Source organism: Microbulbifer yueqingensis (assembly GCF_900100355.1).
GTDB classification, from domain to species: Bacteria; Pseudomonadota; Gammaproteobacteria; order Pseudomonadales; family Cellvibrionaceae; genus Microbulbifer; species Microbulbifer yueqingensis.
Genome location: NZ_FNFH01000010.1, coordinates 1 through 16,815, shown reverse-complemented (window position 1 = coordinate 16,815; position 16,815 = coordinate 1). Strand labels below are relative to the sequence as shown.

The 16,815-nt window shown below is 60.8% G+C and carries 13 protein-coding genes and 1 tRNA gene; all 14 read left to right on the top strand.

The features are described 5' to 3' along the window. Positions 1–350, top strand: a 350-nt coding sequence (locus tag BLT26_RS16030) for an elongation factor Tu (RefSeq protein WP_483869224.1), incomplete at its 5' end; no start/stop codon positions are given. A 130-nt stretch (positions 351–480) separates the two neighbouring features. Continuing rightward, positions 481–556: transfer RNA gene (locus BLT26_RS16025), tRNA-Trp, on the top strand. A gap of 82 nt (positions 557–638) precedes the next feature. Next, the gene (gene secE, locus BLT26_RS16020) at positions 639–1,007 is read left to right on the top strand and encodes a preprotein translocase subunit SecE (RefSeq protein ID WP_091517134.1); all 369 of its coding nucleotides are present in this window, start codon (positions 639–641) and stop codon (positions 1,005–1,007) included. Positions 1,008–1,017: 10 nt separating this feature from the next. Continuing rightward, a complete protein-coding gene (nusG, locus tag BLT26_RS16015; RefSeq protein ID WP_091517132.1) occupies positions 1,018–1,551 on the top strand; it encodes a transcription termination/antitermination protein NusG in 534 nt (177 codons plus the stop codon). A 170-nt stretch (positions 1,552–1,721) separates the two neighbouring features. Next, the gene (gene rplK / locus BLT26_RS16010) at positions 1,722–2,153 is read left to right on the top strand and encodes a 50S ribosomal protein L11 (protein ID WP_091517129.1); all 432 of its coding nucleotides are present in this window, start codon (positions 1,722–1,724) and stop codon (positions 2,151–2,153) included. Between the two features lies 1 nt (position 2,154). After that, on the top strand, positions 2,155–2,853 hold the full coding sequence (gene rplA / locus BLT26_RS16005; protein ID WP_091517127.1) for a 50S ribosomal protein L1: 699 nt from the start codon (positions 2,155–2,157) through the stop codon (positions 2,851–2,853). Positions 2,854–3,196: 343 nt separating this feature from the next. After that, positions 3,197–3,691, top strand: coding sequence for a 50S ribosomal protein L10 (gene rplJ / locus BLT26_RS16000; protein ID WP_091517125.1), 495 nt, complete (start codon positions 3,197–3,199; stop codon positions 3,689–3,691). A gap of 91 nt (positions 3,692–3,782) precedes the next feature. Then, the gene (gene rplL, locus BLT26_RS15995; RefSeq protein WP_091517122.1) at positions 3,783–4,154 is read left to right on the top strand and encodes a 50S ribosomal protein L7/L12; all 372 of its coding nucleotides are present in this window, start codon (positions 3,783–3,785) and stop codon (positions 4,152–4,154) included. 335 nt (positions 4,155–4,489) lie between these two features. Further along, positions 4,490–8,563, top strand: a complete 4,074-nt coding sequence (gene rpoB / locus BLT26_RS15990) for a DNA-directed RNA polymerase subunit beta (protein WP_091517120.1) — start codon at positions 4,490–4,492, stop codon at positions 8,561–8,563. 173 nt (positions 8,564–8,736) lie between these two features. Further along, positions 8,737–12,966, top strand: coding sequence for a DNA-directed RNA polymerase subunit beta' (gene rpoC / locus BLT26_RS15985; protein ID WP_091517118.1), 4,230 nt, complete (start codon positions 8,737–8,739; stop codon positions 12,964–12,966). A gap of 206 nt (positions 12,967–13,172) precedes the next feature. Beyond that, positions 13,173–13,544 (top strand): 30S ribosomal protein S12, encoded by a 372-nt coding sequence (rpsL, locus tag BLT26_RS15980; RefSeq protein WP_067087076.1) that lies wholly within the window; start codon positions 13,173–13,175, stop codon positions 13,542–13,544. Between the two features lie 120 nt (positions 13,545–13,664). Then, complete coding sequence (gene rpsG, locus BLT26_RS15975) at positions 13,665–14,135, top strand: 30S ribosomal protein S7 (protein ID WP_091517116.1); 471 nt, start codon at positions 13,665–13,667, stop codon at positions 14,133–14,135. A 110-nt stretch (positions 14,136–14,245) separates the two neighbouring features. Continuing rightward, positions 14,246–16,351: an elongation factor G gene (gene fusA, locus BLT26_RS15970; protein ID WP_091517113.1), complete on the top strand. Its 2,106-nt coding sequence runs from the start codon at positions 14,246–14,248 to the stop codon at positions 16,349–16,351. Positions 16,352–16,393: 42 nt separating this feature from the next. Continuing rightward, positions 16,394–16,815 (top strand): GTP-binding protein (locus BLT26_RS15965; RefSeq protein WP_139169640.1); only part of this gene is annotated, 422 nt, incomplete at its 3' end.

Below are 16,815 nucleotides of genomic sequence, written 5' to 3'. Positions count from 1 at the left end.
TGCGCGGCACCAAGCGTGACGAGGTTGAGCGTGGTCAGGTCCTGGCGCAGCCGGGCTCCATCACCCCGCACACCAAGTTCGAGTCAGAAGTTTACGTTCTGTCCAAGGACGAAGGTGGTCGTCACACCCCGTTCTTCAAGGGCTACCGTCCGCAGTTCTACTTCCGTACCACCGACGTAACCGGTGACGTACAGCTGCCGGAAGGTACCGAGATGGTAATGCCGGGCGACAACGTACAGATGACTGTCACCCTGATCGCTCCGATCGCCATGGAAGAAGGCCTGCGCTTCGCGATCCGCGAAGGTGGCCGTACCGTTGGTGCCGGCGTGGTATCCAAGATCATCGAGTAATCGGTGGGCGGGCGGAGTCACCTTTTTGGGGTGGTCCGCATTGCCAAAAGAGGGGGAGGATGGTAGCATCCGCCCCCTCATTTTTCCGGCTCTGGCGTGCAAATGCGCGACATTGTCCGGAAACTGTTCCAGGCCAGTGGCTCAATTGGTAGAGCATCGGTCTCCAAAACCGAGGGTTGGGGGTTCGAGTCCCTCCTGGCCTGCCAACTTTTCAAGCGCCCCACTCCTTTTGCCTGAGGGCGTTGCAAGCTGAGAGGCTTGTTTTGTAAGCGCTAAGGGCTTCTTTGTATGAATGCTAAAGTAGAGGCGAAAACCTTTCGTCTTGATGGCCTAAAGTGGCTGCTGGTGGTGGCGCTGATTGGTGTCGCTATCGCGGGCAACTCCTACTACGCTGAATTTCCCCTGCTGTACCGCGTGCTGGCCATGGTCGCCATTTTCCTGGTGGCGGTGGTTGTGGCGGTCAATACTGCCAAGGGGCACGCCCTGTGGACCCTGTTGCGTGAGGCGCAGACTGAGGTGCGCCGCGTAGTCTGGCCCAGCCGCCAGGAAGCAACGCAGACCACCCTGATCGTGGTGGTGTTTGTGCTCATTATGGCGCTGATTCTATGGGCGCTGGATTCTGCCCTTGGTTGGGCGGCCTCCAAGGTTATCGGCTAAAGGTTCACGCATGTCTAAACATTGGTACGTGGTTCAGGCTTACTCCGGCTACGAGAAGCGGGTCGCTTCTTCCCTGAAGGAGCGCATCGAGCTGCACGAGATGGACCACCTGTTCGGTGAGGTTCTGGTGCCCACCGAAGAAGTGGTCGAAATGCGTGCGGGCCAGAAGCGCAAGAGTGAGCGCAAGTTCTTCCCCGGCTACGTGCTGGTGGAAATGGAGCTGAACGACGACACCTGGCACCTGGTCAAGGAGACGCCGAGGGTGCTTGGTTTTATCGGTGGTAAGGCAGACAAGCCGGCGCCGATTACCGACCGTGAGGCGCAGGCTATCCTGAATCGTATTGACGATTCGGTCGACAAGCCGAAGCCCAAGACCCTGTTTGAGCCGGGTGAGATGGTCCGCGTTATCGACGGGCCGTTCAATGACTTCAACGGTGTAGTTGAAGAGGTAAATTACGAGAAGAGCCGCCTGCGTGTCGCAGTGCTGATCTTCGGTCGCTCCACGCCGGTAGAGCTGGAGTTTGGTCAGGTCGAGAAGACCTGATCTGACAGGCAGGACTTTTGCCCTCTTCCGCCCTGGGTGGAAGGGGGCTTTCGCGTCCCTGAAAACCGTGACTGGTTAGTTGCTGTACAGGGGCACCCGGGGAGCCGGGCGTTGCGGCTGTTGTGGCCGTACAGCGCAGGCGCTACCACCCACTGAGAGAGGAAGCTGTAATGGCTAAGAAAATCGAAGCTTATATCAAGCTGCAAGTGCCTGCTGGCCAGGCCAACCCGAGCCCGCCCGTCGGCCCCGCGCTGGGTCAGCACGGTGTGAATATCATGGAATTCTGTAAGGCGTTCAACGCCCAGACCCAGGGTATGGAGCCGGGCCTGCCGGTACCGGTCGTTATCTCCGTATACAACGACCGCTCCTTCACCTTCATCATGAAGACCCCGCCGGCCTCCGTGCTCCTGCGCAAGGCTGCCGGTATCAAGAGCGGTTCCGGCCGCCCGAACACCGAGAAGGTGGGCAAGGTTACCCGCGCCCAGCTGGAAGAGATCGCCACTACCAAGATGCCCGACCTGAGCGCATCTGACATGGACGCGGCCGTGCGCACTATCGCCGGTTCCGCCCGCAGTGCCGGTATCGATGTGGAGGGTGTGTAACGTGGCAAAACTGAGCAAGCGCCAGCGCGCAATCGCTGAGAAAGTAGAAGCAGGCAAGGCCTACGGCATCGATGAGGCCGTCGCACTGCTGAAAGAGCTGTCCAATGTGAAGTTCCCCGAGACTGTGGACGCCTCCATCAACCTGGGTATCGACCCGCGTAAGTCTGACCAGGCTGTTCGCGGTGCCACCACCCTGCCGCACGGTACTGGCAAGGACGTGCGCGTGGCCGTATTCACCCAGGGCGCCAACGCCGACGCTGCCAAGGAAGCCGGTGCTGACCTGGTAGGCATGGACGAGCTGGCTGCCGAAGTGAAGGCCGGCAAGATGGACTTCGACGTGGTTATCGCTTCCCCGGACGCGATGCGTGTGGTCGGCCAGCTGGGCCAGATCCTCGGTCCGCGCGGCCTGATGCCGAACCCGAAAACCGGCACCGTAACCCCGGACGTGGCCACTGCAGTGAAAAATGCCAAGGCCGGTCAGGTGCGTTTCCGCGCTGACAAGGGCGGCATCATCCACGGTGGTATCGGCAAGGTTGCTTTCGACGCCAAGGCGCTGAAAGAGAACCTGGAAGCCCTGATCGCTGACCTGAAAAAGGCCAAGCCGGCTTCCGCCAAGGGCGTCTACCTGAAGAAGGTGACCCTGAGCACCACCATGGGCCCGGGTCTGACCATCGACCAGGCGTCTCTGGACGTTAAATAAGGCTCCAGCTTCCCCCGGGAAGCATGAGCAGCCGGCCGTGACCTGAAGTCGAGGGCCGGCACCCGCCGCAGCAGGCGCTTCTGGCGTCGCTGCCGGCGGGAAAACCGAACTTTGGGGTCCGCCTGAATGCCTCGGCAGGAAGGTGGGCCGTCAAAGACCGTAGGTGCAGCGGGGATTTGAGGTTTAATTGCCCGTCGCTTAATCCGGGTTCCGGTCAGCCGGCCCGAGCCTACGCAGACGGTGTAGCCCAAACCAGTAATTTTTACTGGATTTGAGGTCTGAGCACCGGAGCGGATCGGGAGTGGTATTTCCCGGTCTTTTTTTCAAATCCAGGAGTGACACTATGGCTATTGGACTCGAAGACAAGAAAGCAATTGTCGCTGATGTCCAGCAGGCTGCTGAGGGTGCCCTGTCTGCGGTCGTTGCGGATTCCCGCGGCGTAACCGTGAATGACATGACTACCCTGCGCAAAGAGGCTCGCGAGAACGGCGTCTGGATGAAAGTCGTCCGCAACACTCTGGCGCGTCGCGCTCTGGCAGGTACCGAGTACGAATGTCTCCTCGAGAAATTCGTCGGTCCCAGTCTTATCGCTTTTTCCTCCGAACATCCGGGTGCCGGTGCGCGCATCCTGAGCAAGTTCGCGAAGGACAACGATAAGCTGGAACTGAAAGGTGCTGCCTTCGAAGGCGTGATCACCGACGTCGCACTGTTGGCAAGCCTGCCGACTTACGACGAGGCGATCGCCAAGCTGATGAGCGTTATGAAAGAAGCGTCTGCTGGCAAGCTGGTCCGCACTATTGCGGCCATCCGCGACCAAAAAGAGCAGGAAGCTGCCTAATTGCTTCGCTTTGCGAAGCTGCAGTTTTCAATGACTTTTTTTAAATGAATCGACGAGCAGGCAACTGCTCAAGCAAATCAGGTACTGACACATGTCTCTGACTAAAGAAGATATCATCAATGCTGTTGCCGAAATGTCCGTTAAGGATGTTGTAGAACTGATCGAGGCAATGGAAGAGAAGTTCGGCGTTACCGCTGCTGCCGCTGTTGTAGCTGGCGGTGCTGCTGGTGGCGAAGCTGCCGCTGAAGAGAAGGATGAGTTCGACGTAATCCTGGCTTCTGCCGGCGACAAGAAAGTGAACGTGATCAAGGCTGTTCGCGGCATCACCGGCCTGGGCCTGAAAGAAGCCAAGGCACTGGTAGACGGCGCTCCGGCTCCGCTGAAGGAAGGCGTGAGCAAGGACGAGGCCGAAGAGGCCAAGAAGCAGCTGGAAGAAGCTGGCGCAACTGTAGAACTGAAGTAATTCGGTCGTTGCGAATCACCGCTGTCGGCCGCGGTTTGCGGACGACGGCGGCAAGGCTGGTGGGCGTTTGTCCGCCGGCCTTTTTGCCGTTTTCGGCAACGAGGTTTTTGCCGTGCGTTCAGGCGCCGGTGGGCCTCACTACACCATACCGCAATCTGCGCAGCTGACAGAAGCGCTGAATGCGGAGAGGTCTCTGAACAGTGTAGCCGCAGCTGCCCTGCTCAGAGGCTTCTCGCCCGGGCGGACCACGCGCTGCCGCGTCCCATCGCATTGGCTGGGATCGCGGAGCCGGCGTTCCAACGAAGTCTTGTCACTGATCAAGCTGGGGAATATGAATGGCTTACTCATACACTGAGAAAAAACGTATCCGCAAGGATTTTGGCAAACTGCCAAAGGTAATGGATGTACCTTTCCTGCTTGCGATACAGCTGGATTCTTATCGCAAATTCACTCAGGCCGACACTCGCCCCGAAGACCGGCTCGACGTCGGCCTGCAGGCAGCGTTCAAGTCCGTATTTCCGATTGTCAGCTATTCCGGCAATGCGGCGCTCGAGTATGTCAGCTATACGCTCGGCAAACCGGCCTTTGATGTCAAGGAATGTACCCTGCGCGGGGTCACCTATGCCTGCCCGCTGCGTGTCCGCGTACGCCTGATCATTTACGACAAGGAGTCTTCCAGCAAGTCCATCAAGGACATCAAGGAGCAGGAAGTGTACATGGGCGAAATCCCGCTCATGACCGAGAACGGTACCTTTGTGATCAATGGTACCGAGCGCGTGATCGTATCCCAGCTGCACCGTTCCCCGGGTGTGTTTTTCGATCACGACAAGGGCAAGACCCACTCCTCCGGCAAGCTGCTGTACGCCGCCCGTGTGATTCCTTACCGTGGCTCCTGGCTGGACTTCGAGTTCGACCCGAAGGACCTGGTCTATGTGCGTATCGACCGTCGTCGCAAGCTGCCCGCGACCATCCTGCTGCGTGCCCTGGGCTATTCCTCCCAGGAAATGCTGGACATGTTCTTCGATACCAGCAAGTTTGAGCTGCACGAAGACAACTGCAGCCTGGAGCTGATCCCGTCGCGCCTGCGCGGCGATGTTGCGTCCTTCGATATCAAGGACGGCAAGGGCAAGGTGATTGTCGAGGAAGGTCGCCGCATTACCCCGCGGCATATCCGCCAGCTGGAGAAGGCCGGCGTTGAGCGCCTTGAGGCCCCGCTGGATTACCTGCACGGCCGGGTCCTCGCGCACGACATCGTCGATGAATCCACCGGTGAAGTGGCCGTCGAGTGTAACAGCGAGATCACCGAGGAAGTGCTGGGCAAGATGCGCGCCCTGGGCGTGAAGAGCTTCGAGACCCTGTACACCAACGACCTCGATTGCGGACCGTTCATTTCCGACACCCTGCGCGCCGAGCCCTCCCGCACGCAGCTGGAGGCCCTGGTCGAGATCTACCGGATGATGCGCCCGGGCGAGCCGCCCACCAAGGAATCCGCTGAGTCCCTGTTTGAGAACCTGTTCTTCACCGACGAGCGTTACGACCTGTCTGCGGTCGGCCGGATGAAGTTCAATCGCCGCCTTGGTCGCGAGGACGAGACCGGTCCGGGCACCCTGAGCAAGGAAGACATTGTCGACGTGCTCAAGACCCTGATCGAGATCCGCAACGGCAACGGCATGGTCGATGACATCGACCACCTGGGTAACCGTCGCGTCCGTTCCGTGGGCGAAATGGCCGAGAACCAGTTCCGTGTGGGCCTGGTGCGCGTCGAGCGCGCCGTCAAAGAGCGCCTGTCCATGGCGGAGAGTGAAGGCCTGATGCCGCAGGACCTGATCAATGCCAAGCCGGTAGCTGCCGCGGTGAAGGAGTTCTTCGGTTCCTCGCAGCTGTCCCAGTTCATGGACCAGAACAACCCGCTGTCGGAAGTGACCCACAAGCGCCGCGTGTCTGCCCTCGGCCCGGGCGGCCTGACCCGCGAGCGTGCCGGCTTCGAGGTGCGCGACGTGCACCCGACCCACTACGGTCGCGTGTGCCCGATTGAGACCCCGGAAGGCCCGAACATCGGCCTGATCAACTCGCTGGCAACTTACGCCCGCGCCAACCACTACGGCTTCCTGGAGAGCCCGTACCGCAAGGTGGTGGACGGCCAGGTGACCGACGATATCGAGTACCTGTCAGCGATCAACGAGGCCAACTATGTGATCGCCCAGGCGTCCGCTGCCGTGGACGATAAGGGCCGGTTCACCGATGACCTGATCAGCGTACGTCACCATAACGAGTTCAGCCTGAAGCCGCCGGCAGAAATCCAGTACATGGATGTGTCCGCGAAGCAGGTGGTGTCCGTGGCCGCGGCCATGATCCCGTTCCTCGAGCACGACGACGCCAACCGCGCCCTGATGGGCTCGAACATGCAGCGCCAGGCTGTCCCGACGCTGCGTGCGGACAAGCCGCTGGTGGGCACCGGTATGGAGCGCACCGTGGCGCGCGACTCCGGTGTGTGTGTGGTCGCCCGGCGCGGTGGCGTTATCGAGCGTGTAGATGCCAGCCGCGTAGTAGTGCGCGTGCGCGACGAGGAAGTGGAAGCGGGCGATGCGGGCGTGGACCTGTACGGCCTGACCAAGTACACCCGCTCGAACCAGAACACCTGCATCAACCAGCGCCCGATCGTGAAGACCGGTGATGTGGTTGAACGTGGTGACATCCTCGCCGACGGCCCGTCTGTCGACCTGGGTGAGCTGGCCCTGGGGCAGAACATGCGCATCGCGTTCATGCCCTGGAACGGCTACAACTTCGAGGACTCCATCCTGATCAGTGAGCGCGTGGTGCAGGAAGATCGCTTCACCACCATCCACATCCAGGAGCTGACCTGTATCGCCCGCGACACCAAGCTGGGCAGCGAGGAGATCACCGCTGATATCCCCAACGTCGGTGAGTCCGCGCTGAACAAGCTGGACGAGTCTGGCATCGTTTATATCGGTGCAGAGGTCGGTGCCGGCGACATCCTGGTGGGCAAGGTGACACCGAAGGGTGAAGCCCAGCTGACACCGGAAGAGAAACTGCTGCGCGCGATCTTCGGTGAGAAGGCCTCCGATGTGAAGGACACCTCCCTGCGCGCACCGAGCGGTACCCGCGGTACCGTGATTGACGTGCAGGTGTTCACCCGCGACGGCCTGGAGAAAGACCAGCGTTCCATCGATATCGAGAAGGCGCAGCTGGATGAGGTGCGCAAGGACCTCAACGAGGAATACCGCATCGTCGAAGGCGCCACCTTCGAGCGCCTGCAGTCTGCCCTGGAAGGCCAGAAGGTTGCCGGCGGCAAGGGCGTCAAGAAAGGCGACGTGCTGTCCGCCGAGAAGCTGGCCGAGCTGCCGCGTGAAGACTGGTTCAAGCTGCGCATGGCCGAAGAGAGCCTCAACGAGCAGCTGGAAAAGGCCGAGGCCCAGCTCAAGGAGCGCCGCAAGCTGCTCGACGAAGCCTTCGAGGACAAGAAGAAGAAGCTCGAGTCGGGCGATGACCTGGCTCCGGGCGTGCTGAAGATCGTCAAGGTTTACCTGGCGATCAAGCGCCGCATCCAGCCGGGCGACAAGATGGCCGGTCGCCACGGTAACAAGGGTGTGATCTCGGTGATCAAGCCGGTCGAGGATATGCCCTACGACGAGAACGGTGAGCCGGTGGATATCGTGCTCAACCCGCTCGGCGTTCCCTCGCGGATGAACGTGGGCCAGGTGCTGGAGATGCACCTGGGCATGGCCGCCAAGGGGCTCGGCGTGAAGATCGATCGCATGATCAAGGAGCAGCAGGAAGCAGCCAAGGTGCGCGGTTTCCTCGAAGAGGTCTACAACTCCACCGGTGGGTACAAGGAGGAGCTGGACGAGCTGTCCGACGAGGAAGTGCTCGCCATGGCCGAGAACCTGCGCAAGGGTGTGCCGATGGCGACCCCGGTATTTGACGGCGCCGACGAGGGCGAGATCAAGAAGCTGTTGCGTCTGGCAGACCTGCCCGACTCCGGCCAGATCACCCTGTATGACGGCCGCACCGGCGATTCCTTCGAGCGCCCGGTGACCGTGGGCTATATGTACATGCTCAAGCTGAACCACCTGGTGGACGACAAGATGCACGCCCGTTCCACCGGTTCCTACAGCCTGGTTACCCAGCAGCCGCTGGGTGGTAAGGCGCAGTTCGGTGGCCAGCGCTTCGGTGAGATGGAGGTCTGGGCACTGGAAGCTTACGGTGCCGCCTACACCCTGCAGGAGATGCTCACGGTGAAGTCGGACGATGTGGAAGGCCGGACCAAGATGTACAAGAACATCGTCGATGGCGACCACCGCATGGAGCCGGGTATGCCGGAATCCTTCAACGTACTGGTCAAGGAAATCCGCTCGCTCGGCATGAACTTCGAGCTGGAGCACGACTGAGACCCGTCGTTTTATGGAAGCCTGACAAATATCGCCACGGACGGCGGTGACGCAGAATCTGCAGGAGCACGCATTCTGCCAGGCGATCGCATATAAATGCCGGTGACCCGCGAAAGCGGGCACCGGTGGGCCCGGCCAAGGCCGGGTTGACTACCTCAAGTGGAGGAAAGGCCTTGAAAGATTTGTTAAACCTGGTGAAAGACCGGGAGCAGCTGGAAGAGTTTGACGCCATCCGTATCGGCCTGGCGTCGCCGGACATGATTCGTTCCTGGTCCTACGGCGAGGTCAAGAAGCCGGAGACCATCAATTACCGTACCTTCAAGCCGGAGCGCGAAGGCCTGTTCTGCGCCAAGATCTTCGGCCCGGTGAAGGACTACGAGTGCCTGTGCGGCAAGTACAAGCGCATGAAGCACCGCGGCATCATCTGTGAGAAGTGCGGTGTGGAAGTCACCAAGGCCAAGGTCCGGCGCGAGCGCATGGGCCACATCGAGCTGGCCAGCCCGGTGGCGCACATCTGGTTCCTGAAGTCCCTGCCGTCCCGCATCGGCCTGCTGCTGGATATGACCCTGCGTGACATCGAGCGCGTGCTGTACTTCGAATCCTACGTAGTGACCGATCCGGGGATGACCACCCTGGAGCGCGGCCAGCTGCTGAACGATGAGCAGTACTTCGAGGCGATGGAAGAGTTCGCCGACGAGTTCGAGGCCAAGATGGGCGCCGAGGCCATCCAGGACTTGATGAGCGATATCGACCTGCCGGCGGAAATCCAGCGCCTGCGGGAAGAGATCCCGGCCACCAACTCCGAGACCAAGATCAAGAAGCTGTCCAAGCGCCTGAAGCTGCTGGAAGCCTTCTACAAGTCCGGCAATAACCCGGAGTGGATGATCATGCAGGCGCTGCCGGTGCTGCCGCCGGACCTGCGCCCGCTGGTACCGCTGGACGGTGGCCGCTTCGCAACCTCCGACCTGAACGACCTGTACCGTCGCGTGATCAACCGCAACAACCGCCTCAAGCGCCTGCTGGAGCTGAACGCGCCGGACATCATCGTGCGCAACGAAAAGCGCATGCTGCAGGAGTCTGTGGACGCGCTGCTGGACAACGGCCGTCGCGGTCGTGCCATCACCGGTTCCAACAAGCGCCCGCTGAAGTCCCTGGCCGACATGATCAAGGGCAAGCAGGGCCGTTTCCGCCAGAACCTGCTCGGTAAGCGTGTGGACTACTCCGGCCGTTCCGTGATCGTGGTCGGCCCGACCCTGCGCCTGCACCAGTGCGGCCTGCCCAAGAAGATGGCGCTGGAGCTGTTCAAGCCGTTCATCTTCGGCAAGCTGGAAGCCCGCGGCCTGGCCACCACCATCAAGGCGGCCAAGAAGATGGTCGAGCGTGAAGAGGCCGTGGTGTGGGACATCCTCGACGAGGTGATCCGCGAGCACCCGGTGCTGCTGAACCGCGCCCCGACCCTGCACCGCCTGGGTATCCAGGCGTTCGAGCCGGTGCTGATTGAAGGCAAGGCGATCCAGCTGCACCCGCTGGTGTGTGCTGCCTATAACGCCGACTTTGACGGTGACCAGATGGCGGTACACGTGCCGCTGACCATCGAGGCGCAGCTGGAATCCCGCGCGCTGATGATGTCCACCAACAACATCCTGTCGCCGGCCAACGGCGAGCCGATCATCGTACCGTCCCAGGACGTGGTCCTGGGCCTGTACTGGATGACCCGTGAGCGCGTCAACGACAAGGGCGAGGGCATGGTCTTCGCCGACATCAAGGAAGTGAGCCGCGCCTTCTACGCCAAGCAGGTTGGCCTGCAGGCCAGGGTCAAGGTCCGTATCCGCGAGGTGATCGTGGGTGAGGACGGCGAGAAGCGCGAGAGCACCACGCTGCAGGACACCACCGTCGGCCGCGCGCTGCTGTGGAATATCGTACCGGACGGCCTGCCCTTCGAGCTGGTCAACCAGCCGATGAAGAAGAAGTCCATCTCGCGCGTGCTCAACGAGTGCTACCGGACAGTGGGCCTGAAGGCTACCGTGATCTTCGCCGACCAGCTGATGTATACCGGCTTTGATTTCTCCACCAAGTCCGGCTCCTCCATCGGCGTGAACGACTTCGAAATCCCGGCGGCCAAGGCCGAGCTGATCGCCGCGGCGGAAGAGGAAGTGAAGGAGATCGAGAGCCAGTTCGCATCCGGCCTGGTAACGGCGGGTGAGAAGTACAACAAGGTGATCGACGTCTGGTCCCGTACCAACGACAAGGTGACCCAGGCGATGATGGCCGGCATCAAGAAAGAGCCGGTGATCGACCGCGAGGGCAACGAGACCGAGCAGGACTCGTTCAACTCCGTGTACATGTATGCCGACTCCGGTGCCCGGGGCTCCGAGGCGCAGATCCGCCAGCTGGCCGGTATGCGTGGCCTGATGGCGCGTCCGGACGGTTCCATTATCGAGAACGCCATTACCGCGAACTTCCGCGAGGGTCTCTCGGTACTGCAGTACTTCATCTCCACCCACGGTGCCCGTAAGGGTCTGGCGGATACGGCCCTGAAGACCGCGAACTCCGGTTACCTGACCCGCCGCCTGGTGGATGTGGCCCAGGACGTGGTCATCACGTCCGACGACTGTGGCACCGACGACGGCCTGACCATGGCGCCGGTCATCGAGGGCGGCGACGTGATCGAGTCCCTGGGTGACCGCATCCTGGGGCGCGTGGTCGCCAGGGATGTCATCAAGCCGGGCAGCGACGAGATCGCCATTCCGGCCGGTACCATGATCGACGAGAAGTGGGTTGAGCGCATCGAGACCATGGGCATCGACGAGGTGATCGTGCGCTCGCCGATCACCTGTGAGACTGGCCACGGCATCTGCTCCCTGTGCTACGGCCGGGACCTGGCCCGGGGCCACCGCGCAAACGCGGGCGAGTCCGTGGGTGTAGTGGCGGCCCAGTCCATCGGTGAGCCGGGCACCCAGCTGACCATGCGGACCTTCCACATCGGTGGTGCGGCTAGCCGCGCCTCTGCGGCGGACAGCATCCAGGTCAAGCAGGAAGGTACCGTGCGCCTGCACAACGTGAAGACAGTCAAGGCCGAGAGCGGCAAGCTGGTAGCGGTATCCCGCTCCGGTGAGCTGGCGGTGGCCGACAGCGCCGGCCGCGAGCGCGAGCGCTACAAGCTGCCCTACGGTGCCACCATCAACGTCGAGGAAGGTGCACAGGTCGAGGGCGGCCAGGTGGTTGCCAAGTGGGACCCGCACACCCACCCGATCATTACCGAGGTGGCCGGCTGGGTGAAACTGTCCGGCATGGAAGAGGGCCTGTCGATCCGTCGCCAGACCGACGAGATCACCGGCCTGTCCTCCATCGAGATCATCGACCCGGCCGAGCGCCCGTCTGCCGGTAAGGACCTGCGCCCGGCTGTGACCCTGGTCGACGAGAACGGCGAGGAACTGACCCTGGCCAACAGCAATGCCCCGGCACACTACGCGCTGCCGGCTCGCGCCATCCTGAGCCTGAAGGACGGCGACAAGGTGAATATCGGCGATATCGTCGCCCGTATCCCGCAGGAGTCCGGCGGTACCAAGGACATCACCGGTGGTCTGCCGCGGGTTGCCGACCTGTTCGAGGCGCGGAAGCCGAAGGAGCCGTCCATCCTGGCGGAAATCTCCGGAACCGTGTCCTTCGGCAAGGAGACCAAGGGCAAGGTGCGCCTGCAGATCACCCCGGCGGATGGCAAGCCGCTTGCGAACGGCAAGGACCACTACGAGGTGCTGATTCCGAAGCACCGCCAGCTGACGGTGTTCGAGGGTGAGACCGTGGAGAAGGGTGAGGTCATCTCTGACGGCCCGTCCAATCCGCACGACATCCTGCGCCTCAAGGGCGTGGAGGAGCTGGCGCGCTACATTACCAATGAGATCCAGGAGGTTTACCGCCTCCAGGGTGTGGGCATCAACGACAAGCACATCGAAGTGATCGTGCGCCAGATGCTGCGCAAGGTGGAAATCACCGAGATGGGTGACTCCGAGTTCATCAAGGGTGACCAAGTCGAGTACCAGCGGGTCATCGAGGAGAACGAGCGCCTGCGTGCCGAGGACAAGCAGCCGGCCCAGTTCGAGCGCCTGCTGCTGGGTATCACCAAGGCGTCCCTGGCCACCGAGTCCTTCCTGTCCGCGGCCTCCTTCCAGGAGACCACCCGCGTACTGACCGAGGCAGCGGTGACCGGCAAGGAAGACAGCCTGCGCGGCCTGAAGGAGAACGTCGTGGTGGGTCGCCTGATCCCGGCCGGTACCGGCCTGGCGTACCACGCCGAGCGCAAGCGCAAGCGCTCTCTGCAGATGACCCAGGGCTATGCCGAGGGGCCGTCCGCAGAAGAGGTGGAAGCGGCGCTGACCGAGGCGTTGAAGTCCTCCGGGGAGTAATTCCCGGTAACCGAATGGCAGTCGGCGGTGGAAGTGCTTACTAACTTACCATTGCCGATTGACTAGGGGGGGCAGCGCCTATAGAATGCGGCCCCCGCATCTGGGGTGCGTCCGTCTGGCTGTTATGCCGGTGGCCGCACACTGACGACTGGGCCCTCACTCGCAATCCTTTGGGTGGGGGCGTTTTATTTTTGGAGTGATTTTTAATGGCAACGATCAACCAGTTGGTTCGTAAGCCGAGAAAACGCAAAGTCGAAAAGAGCGACGTTCCTGCCCTGCAGGCCAGCCCGCAGCGCCGCGGAGTTTGCACTCGTGTGTACACCACTACACCGAAGAAGCCGAACTCCGCACTGCGTAAGGTTTGCCGTGTACGCCTGACCAACGGTTACGAAGTAACTTCGTACATCGGTGGTGAGGGTCACAACCTGCAGGAGCACAGCGTGGTACTGATTCGCGGCGGTCGTGTTAAGGACCTGCCGGGTGTGCGCTACCACACTGTGCGCGGTGCACTGGACTGTGCCGGCGTAAACGATCGCAAGCAGGGCCGTTCCAAGTACGGCGCCAAGCGACCGAAGTAAGGGCTTACATACCCTTATTTGACTCAATGCGTTTCGGTTTCCAACCGGAGTAAGGCTGAGCTCGCCGGTTTGTAGTAATACGGCGGCGTCTCAGAGCAACCCTGAAGAGAGGCAATTGCAATGCCAAGAAGACGAGTAGTCGCCAAGCGCGAAGTACTGCCCGATCCCAAGTTCGGGAATGTCACCCTGGCCAAGTTCATGAACCACGTCATGATCAGCGGCAAGAAGTCCGTGGCAGAGCGCATCGTTTACGGTGCCCTGGACATGGTTTCTGAAAAACTGAACAAAGACCCCGTCGAAGTTTTCGAAGAGTCCCTGGAAAACATCGCGCCCATGGTGGAAGTAAAATCCCGCCGTGTTGGTGGTGCGACTTACCAGGTGCCGGTAGAAGTGCGTCCCTCGCGCCGCATGGCCCTGGCAATGCGTTGGCTGGTAGAGTTCTCCCGTAAGCGCGGTGAGAAGTCCATGGCCCAGCGCCTGGCCAACGAAATGATCGACGCTTCCCAGAACAAGGGTGGCGCGGTCAAGAAGCGTGAAGATGTTCACCGCATGGCAGAAGCCAACAAGGCGTTCTCTCACTACCGCTTCTAAGCCTCATGACTTTTTTCAGATTCATGAAAATTATCGTGAGACATTAATACCGAAAGGCAGCATGGATAGATTCCTTGGCTGCCTTTTGACGTTATATCGAGGATACAACTGTGGCACGTAAAACGCCTATCGAACGCTATCGCAATATCGGTATCTGCGCCCACGTAGACGCGGGCAAGACCACTACTACCGAGCGCGTACTCTTTTACACCGGCCTGTCCCACAAGATTGGTGAGGTGCACGAAGGCGCCGCAACCATGGACTGGATGGAGCAGGAGCAGGAACGTGGTATTACCATCACCTCCGCTGCCACCACCTGTTTCTGGGCCGGTATGCAGCAACAATTCCCGCAGCATCGCGTAAACATCATCGACACCCCCGGACACGTGGACTTCACCATTGAGGTTGAGCGTTCCCTGCGTGTACTGGACGGTGCCGTCGTTGTTCTGTGTGGCTCCTCCGGTGTCCAGCCGCAGACTGAGACTGTATGGCGCCAGGCCAACAAGTACGAAGTACCGCGCATGGTGTTCGTCAACAAGATGGACCGCGCCGGTGCGGACTTCAAAATGGTTGTCAACCAGCTGAAGACCCGCCTGAACGCAAATGCCGTTCCGCTGCAGATGACCATCGGCTCCGAGGACAACTTCAAGGGCGTCGTCGACCTGGTCAAGATGAAGGCCATCCTGTGGAATGAAGATGACATGGGCATGACCTTCGACTACGCGGAAATTCCGGACGACATGAAGGACGAGTGCGAAGAGATGCACGAGTTCCTGGTCGAAGCTGCCGCGGAAGCCAGCGAAGAGCTGATGGAGAAGTACCTGGAAGAGGGCGAGCTGACCGAAGAGGAAATCAAGGCAGCAATCCGCCAGCGCACCCTGGCCAACGAAATCGTTCCGGTCCTGGGCGGCTCTGCGTTCAAGAACAAGGGCGTACAGGCCGTTCTGGACGCCGTGATCGAGTACCTGCCGGCGCCGACCGAAGTTCGTGCGATCGAAGGTACCCTGGAGGACGGCGAGACTGTCGAGACCCGTGAGGCCGACGACAACGCACCGTTTGCCGCCCTCGCGTTCAAGATCGCAACTGACCCCTTCGTGGGCACCCTCACCTTCTTCCGTGTCTACTCCGGCAAGCTGGAGAGCGGCACCGCGGTATACAACTCCGTCAAGCAGAAGAAGGAGCGTGTCGGCCGTATGGTGCAGATGCACTCCAACGACCGTAAAGAGATCAAGGAAGTACTGGCTGGCGACATCGCTGCAGCGATTGGCCTGAAAGACGTCACCACTGGTGACACCCTCTGTGCCGAAAACGCGAAAATCGTTCTGGAGCGCATGGAGTTCCCCGAGCCGGTAATCTCCGTGGCCGTGGAGCCGAAGTCCAAGCCTGACCAGGAAAAGATGGGTATTGCCCTTGGCAAGCTGGCCCAGGAAGACCCGTCCTTCCGCGTGAAGACTGACGAGGAAACCGGCCAGACCATCATCTCCGGTATGGGTGAGCTGCACCTGGACATCATCGTCGACCGTATGCGTCGCGAGTTCAACGTTGAAGCCAATATCGGTAAGCCGCAGGTGGCCTACCGCGAGACCATCCGCAACACCTCTGAGATCGAAGGTAAGTTCGTTCGTCAGTCCGGTGGTCGCGGTCAGTACGGTCACGTATGGGTCCGCTTCGAGCCGGGCGAGGACGAGTCCGCCGAGGGCCTGGAATTCGTCAACGAGATCGTGGGCGGTGTGGTACCGAAGGAATACATTCCGGCGGTACAGAAAGGTATCGAAGAGCAGATGCAGAACGGTGTACTGGCGGGCTACCCCCTGCTGGGCCTGAAGGCAACCCTGTACGACGGTTCCTTCCACGATGTGGACTCCAACGAAATGGCGTTTAAAATTGCCGCGTCCATGGCAACCAAGCAGCTGGCCCAGAAGGGCGGTGCGGTACTGCTGGAGCCGGTGATGAAAGTGGAAGTAGTTACCCCGGAAGAGAACATGGGTGACGTGGTCGGCGACCTCAACCGCCGCCGCGGCCTGATCCAGGGTATGGAAGAGAGCTCTTCCGGCAAGGTGGTCAATGCGGAGGTCCCGCTGGCCGAGATGTTCGGTTACGCTACCGACCTGCGTTCTGCCACCCAGGGCCGCGCCACTTACTCCATGGAGTTCCTGAAGTACGCGGAAGCGCCGAAAAACGTTGCCGATGAAATCATCGCGAAAACCAAAGCTTAAGCTTTAGTACCTTTACAACTTTTTAGTTAGAGGATCCTAAAAATGGGAAAAGAGAAGTTTGAACGTTCCAAGCCCCACGTAAACGTGGGCACCATCGGTCACGTTGACCACGGTAAGACCACCCTGACTGCCGCGCTGACCCGCGTGTGCGCAGAAGTATGGGGCGGCGCTGCCGTTGCCTTCGACGGTATCGACAATGCGCCGGAAGAGCGTGAGCGCGGTATCACTATCGCTACTTCCCACGTTGAGTACGAGTCCCCGACCCGTCACTACGCGCACGTTGACTGCCCGGGCCACGCCGACTACGTGAAGAATATGATCACCGGTGCTGCCCAGATGGACGGCGCTATCCTGGTATGTTCCGCAGCTGACGGCCCCATGCCGCAGACCCGCGAGCACATCCTGCTGTCCCGCCAGGTAGGTGTACCGTACATCGTGGTATTCCTGAACAAGGCTGACATGGT

Excerpts from the sequence above, each read along its gene's own strand:
- rplL (WP_091517122.1), top strand. The coding sequence starts at position 3,783 with ATGTCTCTGACTAAAGAAGATATCATCAATGCTGTTGCCGAAATGTCC.
- secE (WP_091517134.1), top strand. The coding sequence starts at position 639 with ATGAATGCTAAAGTAGAGGCGAAAACCTTTCGTCTTGATGGCCTAAAG.
- rpsG (WP_091517116.1), top strand. The coding sequence starts at position 13,665 with ATGCCAAGAAGACGAGTAGTCGCCAAGCGCGAAGTACTGCCCGATCCC.
- nusG (WP_091517132.1), top strand. The coding sequence starts at position 1,018 with ATGTCTAAACATTGGTACGTGGTTCAGGCTTACTCCGGCTACGAGAAG.
- rpoB (WP_091517120.1), top strand. The coding sequence starts at position 4,490 with ATGGCTTACTCATACACTGAGAAAAAACGTATCCGCAAGGATTTTGGC.
- rplJ (WP_091517125.1), top strand. The coding sequence starts at position 3,197 with ATGGCTATTGGACTCGAAGACAAGAAAGCAATTGTCGCTGATGTCCAG.
- rplK (WP_091517129.1), top strand. The coding sequence starts at position 1,722 with ATGGCTAAGAAAATCGAAGCTTATATCAAGCTGCAAGTGCCTGCTGGC.
- rpsL (WP_067087076.1), top strand. The coding sequence starts at position 13,173 with ATGGCAACGATCAACCAGTTGGTTCGTAAGCCGAGAAAACGCAAAGTC.